This is a genomic window from Erythrobacter sp. (assembly GCF_039988855.1).
GTDB lineage: Bacteria > Pseudomonadota > Alphaproteobacteria > Sphingomonadales > Sphingomonadaceae > Erythrobacter.
Window position 1 is genome coordinate 545,936 of the sequence record NZ_JBDXIY010000016.1, and the last position, 20,161, is coordinate 566,096.

14 protein-coding genes are annotated in these 20,161 nt (G+C 54.6%); 5 read left to right on the forward strand and 9 right to left on the reverse strand.

What is annotated here, in order from left to right:
• Positions 1–69 precede the first annotated feature (69 nt).
• The 4 genes from ABJ205_RS10330 to ABJ205_RS10345 all read right to left on the reverse strand — a co-directional run bounded on the left by ABJ205_RS10330 (position 70) and on the right by ABJ205_RS10345 (position 5,667).
• On the reverse strand, positions 70–1,908 hold the full coding sequence (locus ABJ205_RS10330; protein ID WP_348159127.1) for a DUF885 domain-containing protein: 1,839 nt from the start codon (positions 1,906–1,908) through the stop codon (positions 70–72).
• A gap of 190 nt (positions 1,909–2,098) precedes the next feature.
• A complete protein-coding gene (gene groL, locus ABJ205_RS10335) occupies positions 2,099–3,754 on the reverse strand; it encodes a chaperonin GroEL (RefSeq protein WP_348159129.1) in 1,656 nt (551 codons plus the stop codon).
• 69 nt (positions 3,755–3,823) lie between these two features.
• A complete protein-coding gene (locus ABJ205_RS10340; protein WP_348159131.1) occupies positions 3,824–4,111 on the reverse strand; it encodes a co-chaperone GroES in 288 nt (95 codons plus the stop codon).
• A gap of 128 nt (positions 4,112–4,239) precedes the next feature.
• On the reverse strand, positions 4,240–5,667 hold the full coding sequence (locus tag ABJ205_RS10345; protein WP_348159132.1) for an MATE family efflux transporter: 1,428 nt from the start codon (positions 5,665–5,667) through the stop codon (positions 4,240–4,242).
• Between the two features lie 200 nt (positions 5,668–5,867).
• On the opposite strand from ABJ205_RS10345, the gene ABJ205_RS10350 reads away from it, so the two are divergent.
• Positions 5,868–7,151, forward strand: coding sequence for a hypothetical protein (locus ABJ205_RS10350; protein WP_348159134.1), 1,284 nt, complete (start codon positions 5,868–5,870; stop codon positions 7,149–7,151).
• Between the two features lie 135 nt (positions 7,152–7,286).
• On the opposite strand, the gene rplL is transcribed toward ABJ205_RS10350, so the two are convergent.
• From rplL to ABJ205_RS10375, 5 genes are all read right to left on the reverse strand, one after another.
• Positions 7,287–7,661, reverse strand: a complete 375-nt coding sequence (gene rplL / locus ABJ205_RS10355; protein WP_348159136.1) for a 50S ribosomal protein L7/L12 — start codon at positions 7,659–7,661, stop codon at positions 7,287–7,289.
• 73 nt (positions 7,662–7,734) lie between these two features.
• Complete coding sequence (gene rplJ / locus ABJ205_RS10360; protein WP_348159137.1) at positions 7,735–8,250, reverse strand: 50S ribosomal protein L10; 516 nt, start codon at positions 8,248–8,250, stop codon at positions 7,735–7,737.
• 256 nt (positions 8,251–8,506) lie between these two features.
• Positions 8,507–8,761: a helix-turn-helix transcriptional regulator gene (locus ABJ205_RS10365; protein ID WP_348159139.1), complete on the reverse strand. Its 255-nt coding sequence runs from the start codon at positions 8,759–8,761 to the stop codon at positions 8,507–8,509.
• Positions 8,758–9,273, reverse strand: coding sequence for a hypothetical protein (locus ABJ205_RS10370; RefSeq protein ID WP_348159140.1), 516 nt, complete (start codon positions 9,271–9,273; stop codon positions 8,758–8,760). The genes ABJ205_RS10365 and ABJ205_RS10370 overlap by 4 nt, the downstream gene beginning before the upstream one ends.
• On the reverse strand, positions 9,273–9,797 hold the full coding sequence (locus ABJ205_RS10375) for a DUF2975 domain-containing protein (protein ID WP_348159141.1): 525 nt from the start codon (positions 9,795–9,797) through the stop codon (positions 9,273–9,275). Before ABJ205_RS10375 ends, ABJ205_RS10370 begins: the two co-directional genes overlap by 1 nt.
• A 382-nt stretch (positions 9,798–10,179) precedes the next feature.
• On the opposite strand from ABJ205_RS10375, the gene rpoB reads away from it, so the two are divergent.
• The 4 genes from rpoB to ABJ205_RS10395 all read left to right on the forward strand — a co-directional run bounded on the left by rpoB (position 10,180) and on the right by ABJ205_RS10395 (position 20,133).
• Positions 10,180–14,367: a DNA-directed RNA polymerase subunit beta gene (rpoB, locus tag ABJ205_RS10380; RefSeq protein ID WP_348159143.1), complete on the forward strand. Its 4,188-nt coding sequence runs from the start codon at positions 10,180–10,182 to the stop codon at positions 14,365–14,367.
• Positions 14,368–14,437: 70 nt separating this feature from the next.
• Entirely contained in the window at positions 14,438–18,745 is a 4,308-nt protein-coding gene (gene rpoC, locus ABJ205_RS10385) for a DNA-directed RNA polymerase subunit beta' (protein WP_348159145.1), read from the forward strand.
• Between the two features lie 125 nt (positions 18,746–18,870).
• Positions 18,871–19,596: a hypothetical protein gene (locus ABJ205_RS10390; RefSeq protein WP_348159147.1), complete on the forward strand. Its 726-nt coding sequence runs from the start codon at positions 18,871–18,873 to the stop codon at positions 19,594–19,596.
• A gap of 84 nt (positions 19,597–19,680) precedes the next feature.
• Positions 19,681–20,133, forward strand: a complete 453-nt coding sequence (locus ABJ205_RS10395) for a DNA-directed RNA polymerase subunit beta' (protein ID WP_348159148.1) — start codon at positions 19,681–19,683, stop codon at positions 20,131–20,133.
• Positions 20,134–20,161: the final 28 nt, after the last annotated feature.

Sequence of the window (20,161 nt, forward strand, 5' to 3'; positions counted from 1 at the left end):
TCCAAACAAAGAAAAATCCCCGACAGATGTATCTGCCGGGGTCTTGGTTTTTCTAGATTGGAAGGGAAATTACTCCGCCTTCACACTCGCGATCCACTGGTCTATCCGCGTCTCAAGGATCGACAATGGCACTGCGCCCCCGCCAAGAACGGTATCGTGGAACCCGCGAATGTCGAAATTGTCGCCAAGCTCTTCTTCCGCCTTGGCGCGCAGTTCCTGAATGCGGATCATCCCAATCTTGTAGGATGTCGCTTGGCCTGGAAGCACGTAATAGCGCTGCACCTCGCTGCGAACCGCGCCTTCCGGATTGGGAGAGTTCGCCAGCGCATATTGTACTGCTTCTTCCTCGCTCCAGCCCTTGGCGTGAATGCCGGTGTCGACCACCAGACGGATCGCGCGCCAAATCTCGCCCGAGAGGCGGCCAAAGTCAGAGTAGGGGTCCTGATATCCGCCCATCTCTTTGGCCAGTAGTTCGGTGTAAAGCGCCCAGCCTTCGCCATAGGCGGAAATAAACCCGCCTTGGGATTGGAATTTGGGGACGCCTTCCAACTCTTGCGCAATGGAAAGCTGCATGTGGTGGCCCGGATTGCCTTCGTGATAGGCGATCGATTCAAGCTCAGGGATCGGCATCGTGGTCATGTCAGACAGGTGCGCATAGTAAATGCCGGGCCGCGATCCGTCGGGCGTGCCAGCTTGATAGTGCTGTGCTGCGCCGTCCTGTTCACGGAAGGATTCCACTCGGCGAACTTCAAGCGGCGCCTTTGGCAATGTGCCAAAGAACTCAGGCAAACGAGCGGTCAGTGTCTCGATGTGGGCTTTGGCTTGATCGATATACTCCTGAGCGCCAATATCGTTATCCTGATAAAAGAACTGCGGATCGGTACGGGTGAATTCGAAAAACTCCTGAAGAGTACCCTCAAAACCGACCTGTCCCATGATTTCGCGCATTTCGGTTTGAATGCGCTCCACTTCGTCAAGCCCAATCTGGTGGACTTCATCTGCGGTTAGATCGGTAGTGGTCATCTCTTTGAGCGAGGCAGCATAAAAGGCCTCGCCATTGGGTAGAGCGGTCACACCTTGTGTTTCTTCACTGGTGTTGGGCCGATCTTCTTGGAACCATGCTATCGTCCGTGCGTAGGCCGGCGCGAAACTCTCAGTCAGGACCGCGCGGGCTTCAGCGCGAAGTTCTTCGGCCCGTTCTTGCGTGATTGTTCCGCTTTCAAGAAGGCCGGTGAGATGGCGTTCAACCCCGTCCCACATCGCGGAAGGTTCGCCATCATCAAAGGGTGCACCAGAGGTCAGATTGGTCGATTCCAAGATAACCGCGTCATAGGCAAATCGCGGAGCGCGTGTGCCCGCTTCTGCATTGGATTGTGCGCGGGCCAAAAGCTGGTCCATCGCAGTCCCAATCCCGCCGATACGAGCGATAAAGGCCTGCATATCGCTTTCATCATCGACTGCGTGCTGTGTCAGCAGGAAGGTGGGCAGGCCGCTTTGCGCAGAACCCATTTGGTGCAGGATGTAAGCCTGCTCACGAAAGTCCCAAGCGCGTTCCGCTTGTTCCAAACGGAATTGCCACATTTCGTATGACAATTTCGCGGCCTGGGTCAGTTCATCATAGTTGAAACTTGCTTCCATTTGAGCGGTCGCTGTGCGCATCCATTCAAGCTGAGCAAGCTGAGCTTCTTCGCTCATGTCATCGATCTTGTCGTAATCGGTCTTGCGGCCAAGAGCCGTCTGAGTGATCGGGGAAAAGGCGAGTTGCTCCTCAAATTTCTCATCGAACCACGCATTAAGGCATTCAGACTGGGCGACATTCCCGCATTCTACCGTTTCCACCGGGGTGAACGCGTCGCATCCAGCGATCGCGACAGTTGAAAGCAGCAACGCTGCAAATTTCGTCTTCATTGGAGTTCCCTTTGATTTTTAGTAGCCGGATCATGGCTCAATGCGGTGTGCAAGGGAAGAGCCCGATCCATTGCACCAGAAAAAATTGTCGACCGGTCATTTTGCTCCGTTCAACAACAAAAGACCCCGCCGGATGTGATCCGACGGGGTCTTTTTGTAAGCTCTGAAAAGCTTGGGTGGAGGGGGCTTCTTAGAAGCCCATTCCGCCACCCATGCCGCCCATTCCGCCCATATCAGGCATCGCTGGTGCGCCAGCAGCTTTGTCTTCTGGAGCGTCCGTGATCGCCGCTTCGGTGGTGATCATAAGGCCAGCAACAGAAGCTGCGTCTTGAAGAGCTGTACGAACGACCTTGGTTGGGTCGATCACGCCGGCTTCGACGAGGTTCTCATACGTGTCGGTCGCAGCGTTGAAACCTTGGGTTTCGTCGCCTTCGCGAAGGAGGTTGCCAGAAACAACCGCGCCGTCATGACCTGCGTTTTCAGCGATCTGACGAACTGGCGCCATGATCGCACGGCGAACGATGTCGATTCCGCGGGTCTGGTCGTCATTGTCGCCTTTGAGGCCGTCGAGAGCTTTGGTTGCGTAAAGAAGCGCAGTACCGCCGCCAGGGACGATGCCTTCTTCAACCGCTGCACGGGTTGCGTGAAGCGCGTCATCAACGCGGTCCTTACGTTCTTTCACTTCGACTTCCGAAGCGCCGCCAACTTTGATAACTGCAACACCGCCTGCGAGTTTCGCGAGACGCTCTTGCAGCTTTTCACGGTCGTAGTCCGAAGTCGTGGTTTCCATTTGAGCCTTGATTTCGCCGACGCGGGCTTTGATGTCGCCTTCTGAACCGGCACCATCGACAATGGTTGTGTTGTCTTTGTCGATAGTGACGCGCTTGGCTTCGCCGAGCATGTCGAGTGTGACTTTATCAAGCGTGATGCCAAGCTCTTCACTGACCAATTCACCTTTGGTGAGGATCGAGATATCTTGCAGCATGGCTTTACGGCGATCACCAAAGCCAGGAGCCTTAACAGCAGCCACTTTCAAACCACCGCGCAGCTTGTTGACCACGAGGGTCGCGAGCGCTTCGCCTTCGATGTCTTCAGCGATGATGAGAAGCGGACGGCCCGACTGCATTGCAGCTTCGAGCACTGGCAGCATGGCTTGCAAGCTGGAGAGCTTGCCTTCGTTGATCAGGATGAATGGGTTTTCGAGTTCAACCAACATCTTATCAGGGTTGGTGATGAAGTATGGCGACAGGTAACCGCGGTCGAACTGCATGCCTTCAACAACGTCGAGCTCAAATTCGAGGCCCTTGGCTTCTTCGACGGTGATGACGCCTTCTTTGCCAACCTTATCCATGGCTTCAGCGATTTTCTCGCCGACTTCTTTGTCGCCATTGGCCGAAATAACGCCGACCTGTGCAACTTCTGAAGAACCAGCGACTTCCTTCGAACGTCCTTGAAGGTTCGCGACAACAGCAGAGGCCGCTGTGTCGATGCCGCGCTTAAGGTCCATTGGGTTCATGCCAGCAGCAACGGCTGTCATGCCTTCGCGGGCGATTGCTTGACCCAGAACGGTGGCAGTGGTGGTGCCGTCGCCAGCAAGATCGTTCGTTTTCGAAGCGACCTCTTTGAGCATTTGCGCGCCCATGTTTTCAAACTTGTCAGCAAGCTCGATTTCTTTGGCAACCGTTACACCGTCCTTGGTTATGCGCGGTGCGCCAAAGCTCTTGTCGATTACGACGTTACGCCCTTTAGGGCCGAGGGTGACTTTAACAGCGTTAGCAAGCGTATCTACGCCGCGAAGGATACCTTCGCGTGCTTCGCGGCCGAACTTTACGTCCTTTGCAGCCATGATTGTTTCTCCTGAAAGATTTTTTGAGTTGGGTAAGCGTATAAGAGCATCAAACTAAGGTCTGTGACCTCAACCGATGATGCCCATGATGTCGCTTTCCTTCATGATGAGGAGGTCTTCGCCGTCAATTTTGACTTCGGTGCCGCCCCATTTGCCGAACAGAACGCGGTCGCCTGCTTTAACGTCGAGAGTGACACGGTTGCCCGCATCGTCGCGTGCGCCTTCGCCAACGGAGACGATTTCGCCTTCGGATGGCTTTTCCTGAGCGCTGTCAGGGATGATGATGCCGCCAGCGGTCTTTGTATCGGCTTCGATACGGCGAACCAAAACGCGGTCGTGAAGTGGACGAAATGCCATTTTTGTGACCTTTCTTGAGTGGTTGATAAACGAGTTTGGCACTCTCGCGTGGGGAGTGCCAACGCAGGCGCAAATGGTTGTCCTCTGGGCAAGAGTCAACAGGTGTGGTCGGAAAAAATTCAGTAGAATTATTCGGGCAGGTTTGGAGCGGACCGAACCAAGCCCAACCGCTCGCGCGCCATCCAGCGCCAAGTGAGCAAGATAGCAGCGAACGTGAGACCTGTCGCAAGGCCGATCCAAACGCCTGTCCCTTCAAGCGGCGTGAAGAAACCAAGTCCAATGGAAAGGCCGATACCGGGTACCCAATAGCTGAAAATCGCGATCCACATGGGTGCGCGCGTGTCTTGAAGTCCGCGCAGGGCCCCGGCCGAAACCGCCTGAACTCCGTCCACCAATTGGAAGGCAGCGGCGAGCACAAGGTATTGCAGCGCAAAGCCAACGAGCGCTGCGTTCTTGGCGGCATAAGGATCGACGTAGATCGACAGCAGCGTGTAAGGTGCGATCACCATCGCGCTGGCCGTGCAAGTCATAAATGCCGTTGAGATTGCAAGTGCGACCCAGCCAGCACGCTTGACGCCAACCGGATCGCGCGCTCCGTAGAAATAACCAACGCGGATCGTAACGGCTTGTCCCACGCCAAACGGCACCTGGAATGCCAAGGCAGCCAACTGCAATGCAACTGTGTGCCCTGCAAGTTCACTTGCGCCAAAGCGGCCCATCAGAAACGCTGCGGCACCGAAAATTCCGGCCTCGGCAGTTACGGTCAAGCCAATGGGAACACCAATGCGGATGATCTGCCAAAACCGATCCCAGTCCGGCGACCAAAGCCGTCCGAAAATACGGTAACGGTGCAGCTTTGGGTCGAGGCGTATCGCGAGAATGTATGTGCCAAGGACAACAAAGGCTGTGATGATTGTGGCCACCGCTGCGCCCTTGAGCCCCAACTCAGGCGCGCCGAAATTACCGAAAATCAGAGCGTAGTTGGCAAAGGCATTCACGAAAATTCCAAGGCCAGTGATAGCGGTAGCGAAAATTGGACGCCCCAATGTAGAGACGAAATTGCGCAAGACGCCTGCCAAAAGCATAGGGATCAAGGAGAAGATGATGATGAAGTTGTAATCGCGCGCCAAAGCGATGATTTGCGACTGCTGCCCGGTCAAATGCATGATGGGTTCGAGCAATAGGCAAATTCCCATACCGATGACGCCAGTGATAACTGCCAACCAAAGAGCCATGCGCACAGACCGTCTCACGGGACGCAATGTTGGACCACCGGCACCAACCGCTTCGGCAATGAGAGGGGCCACCGCACCGGTTAGCGAGGTCATTGCCCATAAGATCAAGCCGAACAGCGATACTGCTAATGCTGATGCGGCGAGCGGCTCATCACCAAGCCGCGCAATAAAGATCACATCGACTGCGTAGGTGAGCATTTGCAGGAGATTGGCAGCCGCAAGCGGAGCCGCAAGCGATAAGGTCGCTCGGAACTCTTGGCCCCAAGTTGGGGTGGCCCTCAATGCTGGATTGGAGCGGGTTTGATGGGCATCTTTCTTCACTATACCTAATCCGCCCGCACTAAAGCGAGCCGGACCGGATAGGAGGGCTAAACGCGTTGGAAAAGCAAATTCATCGAGGAAGACGGTTTGGCGCCCTGATGTGTTGTATTGAGGCATCGCGGTGCAGATCTGCAAAAAAACGCTTTATCCAAAATGTAAATAATTTATTAGCGGAGGTTGGACATTAGAGGGGGGCTCAAGTGAGCGGTATTGACGGCAAGGATGGCACAGTGATCGCGCAAAGCGATTGGCTACTCCATACCCGTTTCATACCTGCGCCTTTGACAGCGGTTGAGAAGGCGGCGATTGCCGCCAGTATTAAGGGTGCCCCTGCCAGCAAGACACTCAATCGAGCGCGTTTGGCTTTCGGCAGTGCGGCGGTTGCTGTTGCTGTTGCCGTACCCAACCTTTCGCTAGAGGCGATGGTTGGTGCTATATCAGAAACCTCTTTTGGAAACGCGCTTTCGTCACCCGAACTTCAGCCGATAGTGAATGATAGTCAGCCGGCGGCTGCGCCGAAGCTTGCGACGGAGATCTGGACGCCTGAAGGCCAAGTCGCCGCGCAGATTTCTGGGCTATTGTATGCCGATGTAATCGATGCAGATGATGGTGCTGTTACATTCAGTAGCGAAATCCGGCTCAGCGCGTTTGATCGCGAATTGCCGATGGCTGTTCTTAACGCGGGCTCACAAGAATTCGATCTTGCCTTTTCTGGCGTAGGGATGCCTTCGGCCCTTACTGCCTTGGTCCCGCCCAGTTTGCCAGTGGGACCGTCGCCTGTAACGCAGTCTCGCAGCGACGCTATTGCGACCGGCAGTTTGGCGATTGAACAGATCACTGATCTTGATTTGGTTGTTCGCGCGACGCCTGAAAATGCCGGTCCCGACACTCAATCGCTTGCGCTTAGTTCGTCTTCAGCGCGCACCGATGCGATTGCCAACCGGTCGGTTGAAGCTGCGTTTGCAGGAGCAATCGACGCATCGACTGCTGTGCGAAGCTCGCTTCCTATTGCGGCCAATCGCGGGCCTGCGCCGCGATCTGAAGGTGTTGATGAGGTTCGCCGCGCCATTCCGGTGGGCGCTCCGTCTCCTGATGTTAGCGCCACGGCTGCTGCGCAAGCGGTGCTTGTGCCTAAGACAAAGCTTGATGCGCGGGTAAACGGTGTTCTCACTGGCAGCGTCGATTTTCAGCAGCGTGATGGCACGATTGCTATCCGCCTGCGCTCGGTGGCTGACATGATGCGCGAACAGTTCAGCAAAACAGAATTTGCAGCAATTTCCCAAGGCTCAGCCATTGATAGCTTCGTTACCTTGGCCCAGTTGCAAGCCGCAGGCATTCCTGTGAGCTACAACCCTGCCTATGACGAGATTGAATTTGGCATCGATTATCAAGATGCCCCCAACGCCGAAAAGGTGCAGGTAGATCAGATCTCGGTCCCTTCCTTGGGTTCAGAACTGACCGCGATTGAACAGATCGGGCGCTAAGCCGTGATAAATCTCATCGGTGGCAGAGGCCAAAGTTTCGCTGGCATTGCCTGCAAACAAAAAGGGCGGCGCCATTGCTGACACCGCCCCCTAATTGCGAGCGCTTCAAGACACTCACAAAACTTTGTCCAAGATTTACTTGAGCTCGACGGTGCCGCCAGCTGCTTCGATCTTGCCTTTGATTTCTTCGGCTTCTGCCTTGTTGACAGCTTCCTTGAGAGGCTTTGGTGCGCCTTCAACAAGACCTTTGGCTTCGGTGAGGCCCAGGCCAGTGATGGCGCGGACTTCTTTGATGACCTGGATTTTCTTGCCACCGTCGCCGGTGAGGATGACGTCGAATTCGTCTTTTTCTTCAGCAGCAGCTTCGCCGCCGCCAGCAGCAGGTGCTGCAACAGCTACAGCAGCAGCTGCAGAAACGCCCCATGCTTCTTCAAGCGCGGTAGCAAGTTCAGCTGCCTCAAGGACGGTCAGCTTCGAAAGTTCTTCAACAAGCTTGGCGATATCAGCCATGATGTTAACTCCAAATAATGTTCGGGGCGTAATGGGTGCCCCATGATGTTTCGTTTATCGTGCGAGTAGCGTCTTAAGCGGCATCTTTGGCGGCATATGCGCCAACGACACGGGCAAGTTTGTTGGCAGGTGCCGTTGCAAGCTGAGCGATCTTCGTCGCAGGTGCATTGACAAGGCCAACAATCGTGCCACGCAGCTCGTCAAGGCTTGGCATCGAGGCAAGCGCCTTGATTCCAGCTTCGTCGAGTACCTGACTGCCCATTGAGCCACCGACGATTTCCAGCTTGTCGTTTGCTTTCGCAAACTCAACAGCAGCCTTAGCCGCCGCCACCGGGTCTTGTGACCAGGCGAGAGCTGTTGGACCGTTGAGGAATTCCTCAAGGCCTGTGTAATCGGTGTCTTTCAGGGCGAGCTTTGCAAGACGGTTCTTCGCAACCTTATAAGTTGCACCGGCTTCACGCATCTTCCCGCGCAGTTCAGTGGACTGATCCACCGTCAGGCCAAGGTTGCGGGTGACAACCACCACACCGACCTCGTTGAAGACATCTGTGAGCTGCGCAACCGCATCGGCTTTTTGCGAACGATCCATGCATTTGCTCCTTCACTATGGCTGATTGCAGGACAGACCTGCGCACAACCGGCTCAAATCATCTCATGCCGTTCATCGGCACAAGACAAGTCCATCAATGGGGAAGGAGGGTGAACCAAAGGCTCGGCTGCAGCTGCGCTGCGAAATCTCTTTTCCCCGTCTAGGCTGGAAATTAAGAGAGGCATATTCCTCTCACCAACGGTCTTGGACGGATGACCACCCGAAAGCAGTCGAGGGCGCAATTAGCGCAGGCGATCTAAGAGTCAAGTGTTTCCGCGCCAGGCTGGCTCGCGACATAGGAAAGCAAATCCCCTGGCTGGCAATCCAGTTCTCGGCAGATCGCGACAAGAGTTGAGAATCTGATCGCTTTTGCTTTCCCGGTCTTCAATATCGACATATTGGCTAAAGTGATGCCAATCCGCTGTGCCAACTGCGTCATGGTCATTTCACGTTTGGCAAGCATCTGATCAAGCGTGACGATGATTGCATCTTCGGTTTTTTCTTCACTCATGCGAGGCAACCTTCTTTGCCACTGTCGCGTTCATCCGTGGCCCAAGCTTGTGCGAGTGCGAACATCGTCAAGAGAGCCAGAAACGCGATGATTTCATATGCCATGGCCACTTCCGAAGTTGGACCTTTGAATGCCGTTTCGACCACGAGCGCCGCATCGCCCAATGGGAATAGAACAATGTGCATTGCGAGCATAAGCCACGCCAAGATTTTTACTGATTGAACGGAGCGATTATCTTTTGGCGGACGCACAATGCGCGCAAGTACCCAGCAATATGCGGCGGCAAGCGCGGCCAAACAGGCAGCGATTAAGAAAAACGTAGCGACCTCATGCGCGGGATAGACCGAGGCAGGTTCACCAAAATGCTGTTTCACCAATGCGAAACCTTCCTGCGCGAACGGGATTGAAGTGGCTGCAAGCACCGCAGTTAAGACGGTGGCAAAAGCGCAAATCGCTCCCACACCAGCTGTGATCCACCAGAAAAGCGGGCGGGGGGCTTTACCGCATTCCATTATACTGTCCCCTCCAAGTCGCTTCGCATTTCAGTGCCCAGTCGAAATATGCGCGCAAGCATGAAGAGAAGCAGGACGAGGACAACCCCAGCGATCGAGAGATCGCTTTGCAACTTGATCCGAGAGCCGATCGCTAGGACTTCGACCGGGAAGAACCACATCATTGACCCCAGAACCTGGATCGCAAGAGCAAGCCAAGCCATCGTATTCAGGCGATCCGCGTTTTGGTCGAGGAACGGATCACCGTTTGGAAGAGGCGCAAGGATCGCGTTGATTTTCGAAAGGAACCGCTCTGCGAGCAATAGCATTGACATGGCAGTGCCAATCGCAATGCCCAATCCAACCCGTGCGTCGACGTTCAAGATACCCAGCCTCAGGCTTTCTTCAATCTGCACAAAGCTTGGACCGTCTCCCGCCAAGGAAATGACGAAACCGAGAGTGAGCGCGATTGCGGCAAGGATAAACGCCAGGCGAATGGCTTGCACAGTCATCCGCGTGAATTTCCATAGAAGATCATTGTTCACGGTTTTAGGCTCCTTTGGCTTGATCCAATAACGCAAACCAAATTTATTGCAAAACAATAATATTGAAAAACGATAAGATTGGTTAAGTCAGTGCGTCAATTCCCCCTTTACAAATCCAACATTCCCCCTAAATACGCTTCCACACATCCGCTTCGAGCCGGACCGATTCATGCGCGACGAATGGGTTCAAGAATGGAAGCGATGCTTTGCCATATTCGCGAGTGCTTTAGCTGCATCCACTTTGGACCCGTATTGGGCCCATCTTCGGAGTGCGGCTTGTTTGCGTCTCATATGGCATGCCAGTCTCGCGTGACGACTGAACACTTTACCCGCGTCTTGGACTTTCCCACGGCGCGCTCAAGCAAAGAGGCAAAATTCCTCCATGGCAACCAAGGCGAAAGCAACCCGCAGCCGCGAGGCAAAGGGTACCGCAAAGCGGCGCATCCGTAAGATTTTTGGCGACATTCACGAAGTCGTCGACATGCCCAACCTGATCGAAGTGCAGCGTGAGAGCTATGAGTTCTTCCTGCGCTCTGACAAGGAAGCGGGCTATGTGTCGGGTCTGGAAAAGACCTTGCGCAGTGTCTTTCCGATCCGCGATTTTGCAGGGACCGCAGAGCTCGACTTTGTTCATTATGAACTCGAAGAGCCAAAGTACGATACCACCGAATGTCGTCAGCGCGGGATTACCTATGCGGCTCCTATGAAGGTAACGCTTCGCCTGATCGTGTTTGAAGTCGATCAGGAAACCGAAACCCGCTCTGTTCTCGATATTAAAGAGCAAGACGTTTACATGGGCGACATGCCGCTCATGACGGAAAACGGCACCTTTATCGTCAACGGTACAGAGCGTGTGATCGTCTCGCAAATGCACCGTTCTCCGGGCGTTCTGTTCGACCACGACCGTGGTAAAACGCACTCCTCGGGTAAACTTTTGTTTGCAGCCCGCGTTATTCCGTACCGCGGCTCATGGCTCGATTTTGAGTTTGACGCCAAGGACATCGTCAATGTCCGCATCGACCGTAAGCGTAAGCTGCCGGTTACGGCGCTTTTGTATGCGCTGGGCCTCGATAGCGAGGGCATTCTGCACCACTTCTACGACACTATGAAGTGGAGCCGGGATAAAGACGGCTGGAAGATCCCTTACACGCCAGAAGCTTGGCGCGGTTCTAAGCCGTCCTTCCCTCTGGTCGATGCAAAAACGGGCGAAGAGATTTTTGCTGCTAACCAAAAGATTAGCCCTCGCGCTGCCAATAAGGCGGCCAAGGATGGCCTGACGCACCTGCTGCTTCCTACCGAGGAGGCTGTTGGACGCTTCGCTGCTTATGATATGATCAACGAGCAAACAGGCTCGATCTATATCGAGGCAGGCGATGAAGTTACGCTTGAGCACATTGAGGCGCTTGATGAAGCTGGCTTCGATACGCTTGAGCTGCTCGACATTGACGAGATCAATACCGGCCCATGGATCCGCAACACGTTGAAAGTCGATAAGGCTGAAAACCGTGATGAGGGCCTTGAGGCGATCTACAAGGTCATGCGTCCGGGCGAGCCGCCCACCAAGGAAACCGCAGAAGCTCTGTTTGAAGGCTTGTTCTTCGATGGTGAGCGTTATGACCTTTCCGCTGTTGGCCGTGTGAAGCTGAATATGCGTCTTGAGCTTGATGCTGAAGACACTGTGACGACGCTTCGTAAGGAAGACATCCTTGCTGTGGTTAAAGAGCTTGTCGATCTGAAAGACGGCAAGGGTGATGTCGATGACATCGATAACCTTGGCAACCGCCGCGTTCGTTCGGTGGGCGAACTTCTCGAAAACCAATACCGCGTTGGCCTGCTACGTATGGAGCGTGCGGTTAAAGAGCGTATGTCTTCGGTCGATGTGTCGACCGTTATGCCGAACGATCTAATCAACGCGAAACCTGCTGTGGCAGCGGTTCGTGAGTTCTTTGGTTCCTCGCAGCTTTCGCAGTTTATGGACCAAACCAATCCGCTTTCAGAAGTCACTCACAAACGCCGCGTCTCGGCGCTTGGGCCGGGTGGTTTGACGCGTGAGCGCGCTGGCTTTGAAGTCCGCGACGTTCACCCAACGCACTATGGCCGTATCTGCCCGATTGAAACGCCTGAGGGCCCGAACATCGGTCTGATTAACTCGCTGGCATCGTTCTCGCGCGTTAACAAATATGGCTTTATTGAAACGCCTTATCGTCAGGTGAAAGACAACAAAGTTACTGGCGATGTGAAATATCTCTCCGCAATGGAAGAGCAAAAGCACACGGTTGCGCAGGCCTCTGCTGAGCTCAACGATGATGGCACTTTCGTCGAAGACCTGATTTCGGCACGTCAAGCAGGTGACAACCTGATGGCGCCAAACGATCAGATCACTTTGATGGACGTCTCGCCAAAGCAGCTCGTTTCGGTTGCAGCATCGCTTATTCCGTTCCTGGAAAACGATGACGCGAACCGCGCACTCATGGGCTCGAACATGCAGCGCCAAGCTGTGCCGCTTGTGAAAGCAGAGGCACCGTGGGTTGGCACCGGCATGGAAGAAACCGTGGCGCGCGATTCAGGCGCGGCTATCGCGGCGAAACGCGGCGGTATTGTCGACCAAGTCGATGCGACGCGTATCGTGATCCGTGCAATTGGCGATGTTGAACCCGGTCAGTCGGGCGTCGACATTTACACGCTCCAGAAATTCCAACGCTCCAACCAAAACACCTGCATCAACCAGCGTCCGCTGGTGAAAGTGGGCGAGACGATTGAGCCGGGCGATATTATCGCTGATGGTCCTTCAACCGATCTTGGTGAGCTGGCGCTGGGCAAAAACAGCCTCGTCGCCTTTATGCCTTGGAATGGCTACAACTATGAGGATTCGATCCTCATCTCCGAACGCATCGTGAAAGACGACGTCTTCACCTCGATCCACATTGATGAATTCGAAGTGATGGCCCGCGATACTAAGCTTGGCCCAGAGGATATCACCCGCGACATTCCAAACGTGGGCGAAGAGGCCTTACGCAACTTGGATGAGGCAGGCATCGTCTACATCGGCGCAGAAGTGCATCCCGGTGACATTCTCGTCGGTAAGATCACACCAAAGGGTGAAAGCCCAATGACGCCGGAGGAAAAACTCCTTCGCGCGATCTTTGGTGAGAAAGCATCAGACGTCCGCGATACATCACTGCGCCTGCCGCCGGGTGTGGCTGGCACGGTTGTCGAAGTTCGCGTCTTCAACCGTCATGGTATCGAAATCGATGACCGTACCCGTGCAATCCAAAACGAAGAGATCGAACGTCTTCGTAAGGACGCAGCCGACGAACGCGGCATTTTGAACCGTGCGACATATAACCGTCTTAAAGACATGCTTATGGGTCAGACCGCATCTGCTGCGCCTAAAGGCATCAAGAAGGGCCTCGAAATCTCTGAGCAAGTGCTCGCCGATATTGAGCGCCACGAATGGTTCCAATTCGCAGTGGCCGATGATGGCCGCCAAACTCAGATTGAGGCGATCAAGTCGCAATATGATGAGGCTGTTGGCCTGATCGATGCCAAGTTCGACGACCGCAAAGAAAAGCTTGAGCGTGGTGATGAACTCGCGCCGGGTGTTCTTAAAATGGTCAAAGTCTTCGTGGCGGTGAAGCGCAAGCTGCAACCGGGCGATAAGATGGCTGGCCGTCACGGTAACAAGGGTGTGATTTCGCGCATCCTTCCGGCCGAAGACATGCCATTCCTCGAAGACGGTACGCCGGTTGATGTCGTACTGAACCCGCTGGGCGTGCCCTCGCGTATGAACGTCGGGCAAATCTTTGAAACGCACCTTGGCTTTGCCGCTCGCGGGCTGGGTATGGATATCGCGGAGAAGCTCGACGAGTGGAAACGCGCCAATCCAAACGCTGCCGAAGACTATTCCGATGTGAAACCACCCGAAGCGGTTGTTGATCGTCTCAAGGATGTTTACGGTGAGCAATATCACCAAGACCTCGACAGCCGTTCAACCGCTGGCATCGTTGAGCTTGCGACCAACCTTAAAGCAGGTGTTCCAATGGGTACGCCGGTCTTTGACGGCGCACGCGAACCAGACGTGACCGATTACTTGGTCAAGGCCGGTGTCGATAGCTCTGGCCAGTCGACGCTGTTTGATGGGCGTACCGGTGAAGCGTTCGACCGCAAGGTGACAGTGGGCATTATCTACATGCTCAAACTGCACCACTTGGTCGACGACAAGATCCACGCTCGTTCCATCGGTCCATACTCGCTCGTCACGCAGCAGCCGCTGGGTGGTAAAGCGCAGTTCGGTGGTCAACGCTTTGGTGAGATGGAGGTCTGGGCACTGCAAGCATACGGCGCCGCCTACACCTTGCAGGAAATGCTCACCGTTAAGTCGGATGACGTTGTCGGACGGACGAAAGTCTATGAAGCGATCGTCAAAGGCGATGACACCTTCGAGGCAGGCATTCCGGAGAGCTTCAACGTTCTCGTCAAGGAAATGCGCTCGCTGGGTATGAATGTCGAACTCACTTCGCTCGGAGACGGCGAAGAGGACGACGATTTCGGCGCGATTGCAGCGGAATAGCGGGAGCGGGCTTATCGGCCCCTCCCACCTTTCCGCCTAAGAGTTTTCATCCCACAAGGGAAACACAGTCATGAATGAACTGACAAAATTCACCAACCAGCTGGCTAAGCCGGAAACATTTGACCAGATTCAGATCGGCATCGCCTCGCCAGAGCGCATCCGTTCGTGGTCTTTCGGCGAGATCAAAAAGCCAGAAACGATCAACTATCGTACGTTCAAGCCTGAGCGTGACGGTCTGTTCTGTGCGCGTATCTTTGGTCCGGTAAAGGACTACGAATGCCTTTGCGGCAAGTATAAGCGCATGAAGTACAAAGGCGTCGTTTGTGAAAAATGCGGCGTTGAAGTTACTGTTACCAAAGTGCGCCGTGAGCGTATGGGCCACATCGAGCTTGCTGCTCCTGTTGCTCACATTTGGTATCTCAAATCGCTGCCATCGCGCATTGGCCTTTTGCTCGACATCCAGCTGAAGCAGCTTGAGCGCATTCTCTACTTCGAAAGCTATGTTGTGGTTGAGCCGGGTCTGACCCCGCTTGAGAAATTCCAACTGCTGACCGAAGATGAACTGCTCGAAGCGCAAGACGAGTATGGCGAAGACGCCTTCTCTGCCGACATCGGTGCAGAAGCGGTTAAGGTCATGCTGATGGAATTGGACCTTGAGCAAGAGCGCGAAGACCTTCTTGAGGAACTCGCGACCACTAAGTCTACGCTTAAGCCGAAGAAAATCATCAAGCGCCTTAAGGTGGTTGAGAGCTTCATTGAATCTGGCAACCGTCCTGAGTGGATGATCCTCGAAGTGATCCCTGTGATCCCGCCTGAGCTGCGCCCGCTGGTGCCGCTGGATGGTGGCCGTTTTGCAACGTCCGATCTCAACGATCTGTATCGCCGCGTGATCAACCGGAACAACCGTCTGAAGCGCCTGATTGAACTGCGCGCGCCAGACATCATTGTCCGTAACGAGAAGCGTATGCTTCAAGAAGCGGTTGATGCTCTGTTCGACAACGGCCGCCGCGGCCGCGTGATTACGGGTGCCAACAAGCGCCCTCTGAAATCACTGTCTGACATGCTTAAAGGAAAGCAGGGCCGTTTCCGTCAGAACCTGCTTGGTAAGCGCGTCGACTATTCAGGTCGTTCGGTCATCGTGACCGGTCCTGAATTGAAACTGCACCAATGTGGTTTGCCTAAGAAGATGGCTCTCGAGCTGTTTAAGCCGTTCATCTACGCCCGTCTGGATGCGAAGGGTCTTTCCATGACCCTCAAGCAAGCCAAGAAGTGGGTTGAGAAAGAGCGCAAAGAAGTCTGGGACATCCTTGACGAAGTGATCCGTGAGCACCCGGTTCTCCTGAACCGTGCGCCAACGCTTCACCGTTTGGGCATCCAAGCGTTCGAGCCCGTCCTCATCGAAGGTAAAGCGATCCAGCTTCACCCGCTGGTGTGTTCGGCTTTTAACGCTGACTTTGACGGCGACCAAATGGCGGTCCACGTACCGCTGAGCCTCGAAGCTCAGCTCGAAGCGCGCGTTTTGATGATGTCAACGAACAACATCCTTTCGCCTGCCAACGGTAAGCCGATCATCGTTCCGTCACAGGATATGGTTCTGGGCATCTACTATCTCTCGATGGAGCGTCAGGAAAAGACCCCTGAATTCCTCGAGAACGAAGATGGCACCAAAGCCGAAAAGCTGCCGCGCTTTGCCGATATGGCCGAAGTGCACCAGGCGCTTGAAACCAAGGCTGTGACGCTTCACTCCAAAATCATCGCCCGCGTTCCGCAGGCCGATGAAGATGGTAAGATCGTTCAGCGCCGTTTTGTAACGACGCCGGGCCGGATGTTGATCGGTGAATGTCTGCCAAAGAACCACAAGGTTCCTTACGACATCATCAACCGTCTTCTGACGAAGAAAGACATCGGCGACGTGATCGACGAAGTGTATCGTCACACAGGTCAGAAGGACACGGTCCTTTTCGCTGACGCCATCATGGTATTGGGCTTCCGCCACGCGTTTAAGGCGGGCATCTCCTTTGGTAAGGATGACATGATCATTCCTGACTCGAAGGAAGGCATGGTCGAAGAAACCAAGTCGTTGGTTGCTGACTATGAACAGCAATATCAAGACGGTCTCATCACTCAGCAAGAGAAATACAACAAGGTGATCGACGCTTGGTCCAAGTGTGGTGATCTGGTTGCTGATGCGATGATGGATGAGATTAAAGCTCAGCCCATCGACGACGATGGCCGCGAGAAAGAGATCAACTCGATCTACATGATGAGCCACTCAGGTGCGCGTGGTTCGCCAGCGCAGATGAAACAGCTTGCCGGTATGCGCGGTCTTATGGCTAAGCCTTCGGGCGAGATCATTGAGAACCCGATTATCTCGAACTTTAAAGAGGGTCTGTCGGTTCTTGAGTACTTCAGCTCAACCCACGGCGCTCGTAAAGGTCTGGCGGATACTGCACTTAAGACGGCGAACTCGGGTTACCTGACCCGCCGTCTGGTTGACGTATCGCAAGACTGCACCATCGTTGAGAAAGACTGTAAGACAACCAACGCCATGGAAATGCGCGCCATCGTCCAAGGCGGTAGTGTAATTGCGTCCATTGGTGAGCGTATTCTTGGTCGTACCGTTGCCGAAGACATCATGAACGCCGCAACCGGCGAAGTGATTGTGCCTGCGGGGACGATGGTTGACGAGCCAATGGTGAAGGAAATCGAGGCGGCTGAAGTTCAGTCTGTTCGCATCCGTTCGCCGCTGCTTTGTGAGAGCGATCAAGGTGTTTGCGGGACCTGTTATGGCCGTGACCTTGCGCGCGGTACTCCGGTGAACATCGGCGAGGCTGTGGGCGTTATTGCTGCACAATCCATCGGTGAACCTGGTACACAGCTGACTATGCGGACCTTCCACATTGGCGGTGCCGCAACGCTCAACGAAACCTCGCACCTTGAAGCGATTTCAGACGGTAAAGTCGAACTTCGCGATATGCCGACGATCACCGATAAGAAGGGCAACATCTTGTCGCTCGCTCGTAACGGTGAAATCGCGGTTATCGATGCCGAGGGCCGTGAACGCGAGATGCACAAAGTGCCTTATGGTACGGTCATCAAATTCAAGAGCGGCGCGAAAGTCAAAGAAGGCGATCGTCTCGCTGAATGGGACCCGTTCACTCTGCCTATCATCACCGAGCAATCGGGTGTGGTGAAGTATCAAGATCTGGTTGAGGGTACGACGCTCGAAGAGCAGACCGATGATGCAACCGGTATCGCGCAGCGCGTGGTCACCGAAAACCGCGCCACGGGCCGCAAAAAGAAGGAAGAGCTGCGTCCGCGCATGATCCTTCAAGGCGAAGGCCAGACCATTGAGGACGAAACTGATGCGCAGCGTTATATGCTCGCACCGGGCACGACCCTCTCGGTTGAAGACGGTCAAACGGTTGATGCCGGCGATATCCTTGCGCGTGCATCGCGTGAGGCGGCAAAAACCCGCGATATTACCGGCGGTCTGCCGCGTGTGGCTGAATTGTTCGAGGCGCGTTTGCCAAAGGACATGTCAGTCATCGCCAAGATCTCTGGTAAGATCGAATTCGTTCGCGAATATAAAGCGAAACGTAAGATCGCGATTGTGCCTGAAGAGGGTGATGCAGTTGAGTACCTGATCCCCAAAACCAAGGTGATCGACGTGCAAGAAGGCGACTTCGTGAAAAAGGGGGACACCCTGATTTCCGGCGCGCCAAACCCGCACGACATCCTTGAGGTGATGGGCGTTGAGGCGCTGTCTGAGTATCTCGTCAATGAGATCCAGGAAGTCTACCGTTTGCAAGGCGTGAAGATCAACGACAAGCACATCGAGGTGATCGTTCGCCAGATGCTGCAAAAAGTTGAGATTACCGCTGGCGGCGACACGACGCTTCTGCCTGGTGAACAGGTCGACTATGCCGAAATGCTCGAAGTGAACGGCAAGCTTGGCAAGAATAAGAAACCTGCGGAAGGTGTTCCGATCCTGCTTGGTATCACCAAGGCGAGCTTGCAAACTCGCAGCTTTATCTCTGCCGCATCGTTCCAAGAGACGACCCGCGTTCTTACCCAAGCTTCGGTTGAAGGTAAGAAGGACACGCTGATCGGTCTCAAAGAGAACGTGATCGTGGGCCGCCTGATCCCAGCTGGGACGGGCGCTGGCATGAACCGCATGCGCGTGACCGCGTCTAGCCGTGATGCCGCTCTCAAGGCTGCGTGGAAGAAACAGCAAGAGAAGCTTGCAGCGGCGGGCGTCAAAGAAGAAGAGCCGGCAGCTGATCCGGTTTCTTCGGAAGAAGCGATGAAAGCAGCTATGGCTGCGGCAGCGCCGACACCAGCACCAGAAGCGGATGCAGGTGACGCTGGAGAGTAATTCTTCGCAACCACTCACAAAAAGGCCCCGCAGGAACAATCCTTCGGGGCCTTTTTTGTGCCTGTTCAGATTGTAGTTTGGTTTGCAGGCATAGCCTCCCTACACTTTATCGGAGGAGGGACCTTATGAAACGATTGATTCTACTGGCTTGTGCAGCTTCTATCGCCGCACCTGTTCTGCCGCTCAGCGCTCAAGACACCGTGGTCGTCACGGGCGCGCGTCAGGACCGATCTTCGCTTAATGCCTATCTTGCGCCGAGCCGCAATGGCAGCGGGCCTTCTGCCATCGGAGTAACGCGGAGAGCAGATTATTTCGTGACCCCGCTGTTCGTCAGTTCGGATACGCGCAACTATGAAGAGCGCCGCGAAGAGCTTTTCGAAATGCTGGGCGAAACGCTCAAGAGCGCTGATGCGCAGGGCATCGATATCGTTGCAGGCCGCTACAAATTGGAGCCTGTCACGCTTGCCAATATGCGCGAGCTTCCTCTGACAAACGGCAATCGTCCCGATACCAACCGGGTGCAGATTTATGCGCGCATTCCCTTGCGCGGCGAAGACCCTAACGTCGGCAAAACGGCGGAGCGGATCGAAGAATTTGTCAAAGGGGTTCCGGCGACAGGCCGCTCATTCATTGATGTGGGCACAACAGGTCTCGGCATTGATGACCCCGAGCAGTATCGACGCGCTGTTGTTCGCGGAATAGCTCAAGAAGCCAATGCCTATGCGAAACTGTTTGGCAGTGACTACGGTGTCTCGATCACGGGCCTTCACGGCGATCTGTACTTCCAACAATCAAGCGAGACAGAGGTGTTCCTCTATATTGAGCACTCATTCAGTATCGCACCAAAGTGATTATATCAAGCAAACGCTCTTGCGACGCATTCGCAATTAGGTCATAGTGCTCCCAACCAGTCACACCGACTCATAAGGAGCATCATGACCCCCAAGGATCAAAGCCAAGCGCAAAGCAATGCGACAACCAAGGCTGCCATTGCGCGGCTGGCGGAGCCTCGACTTATTCAATCGACCAATCCAATCGCGGGTCGTTTCCTCTATTCGCTTAGGCTGATCGCGATCCATCAAAAGGCGAGGCGCGACCCCGTGCCTGAGCTCGCTTCTCGGCTTAACAGCGTGAACATCGCGGCAAAGACGCTTGCGCTTAGTCAGTCCGTGTCTGCGCAATGGCCTGAGAGCATTCATGTGTCGCGCTTTTGTTGCTGCAAACTCACCCATGATGAAATGACCCTTGCCTCTATGATTGAAAGCGCGTGCGATCGTGATCGCACTGCGTTCAACCGCGCTATTGAGGGCTTTATCCGCCCTGAACGCGGGGTGCCGCTATGGGATGGTGTCCTTGCTCTGGTCGAAGCAGAACTCGCCGCTTGTTGAACCGGCCTATTGAACTCGCTTGCAGCAA